1 protein-coding gene is annotated in these 1,105 nt (G+C 47.3%); it reads left to right on the forward strand.

Going from position 1 to position 1,105, the window contains the following annotated elements:
• Window positions 1-59: 59 nt before the first annotated feature.
• Window positions 60-1,089, forward strand: a protein-coding gene (locus JC525_RS19730; protein WP_233095335.1) for an IS630 family transposase whose coding sequence is annotated in 2 segments (ribosomal slippage) — window positions 60-514 and window positions 513-1,089 — 1,032 coding nt in all. Because the reading frame shifts where the segments join, the coding sequence is not laid out codon by codon here.
• Window positions 1,090-1,105 lie beyond the last annotated feature (16 nt).

The raw sequence follows: 1,105 nt of genomic DNA on the forward strand, positions 1-1,105 counted from the left end.
ATACCAATTGACTTAAAAGTTTGATCTAATGGCGCTATTCATATTTGAGTGATTTTCATATGCATACAGCCGACGACTTTAAACAACTAGCAAAGCATACCTCCAACGGGCGACTGCGTACCCGCTATTTAGCGTTATATCATTTCAAAAAAGGGGAAACGCGTACTCAGATAGCCGCTTACCTTGGGGTTGCCAGAGGCAGTGTTAATACGTGGGTATCCAACTACCTGGCTTACGGACTTGAAGGCCTGCAATCCAAACCTAGCCCGGGTAGACCCTGCCAGCTCTCCGTCTCTCAGCGAGAACAGGTCGCACATTTTATCGAAGAAAACGCGGTTAAAAAGGAGGGAGGTCGTTTGATTGCACAGGATGTACGACAATACATTAGCGACACCTTCCAAATCGACTATCAGTTGCGAAACGTCTACCGCGTCATGGATGCGCTCGGTTTCAGTTGGATAACCAGTCGCTCTAAACACCCTAAACAATCACAGCAAACCCAAGATACTTTTAAAAAACTTCCAGTTGGAAACGATCCTTCACACTCCGGGTCACCTCCCGCTGGATCGCGTTGATGTCTGGTTCCAGGACGAAGCACGATTCGGTCAGCAAAATCAGACGTCCAGAATATGGGCTGCGAAGGGCAGCAGACCAAGAGTGGTAAAGCAACAGCAATTTGATTATGGCTATTTGTTTGGCGCAGTGTGTCCGAGCAATGGCAACACGCAGGCGCTTATCAGCCCTCTTGTCAATAAAGAGGTGATGAAGCAACATTTAAAATTGATAAGCGAAACGACAGAGCTAGGACGTCATGCCGTTGTTGTGGTGGATGGCGCTGGCTGGCATACATTCGATACGGCCAGCCCATTTACCAACGTTAGTCTCGTAAAACTCCCAGCCTATTCTCCGGAGCTGAACCCGATGGAACAGGTATGGCAATGGCTGCGGCAGCGTTGCTTATCCAACCGAGTATTTCGAGGTTACGAAGAAATAGTAGAACAGGTCTCTCGCGCCTGGAATACATTCATTGCGGATGTTGAGCGAGTCAAAACTCTCTGTTGGAGAGAGTGGATAAATTTGGTCAATTAATTAATGCAATTGGTAT

The organism is Alteromonas sp. IB21, assembly GCF_016405965.1.
Lineage (GTDB): Bacteria > Pseudomonadota > Gammaproteobacteria > Enterobacterales > Alteromonadaceae > Alteromonas.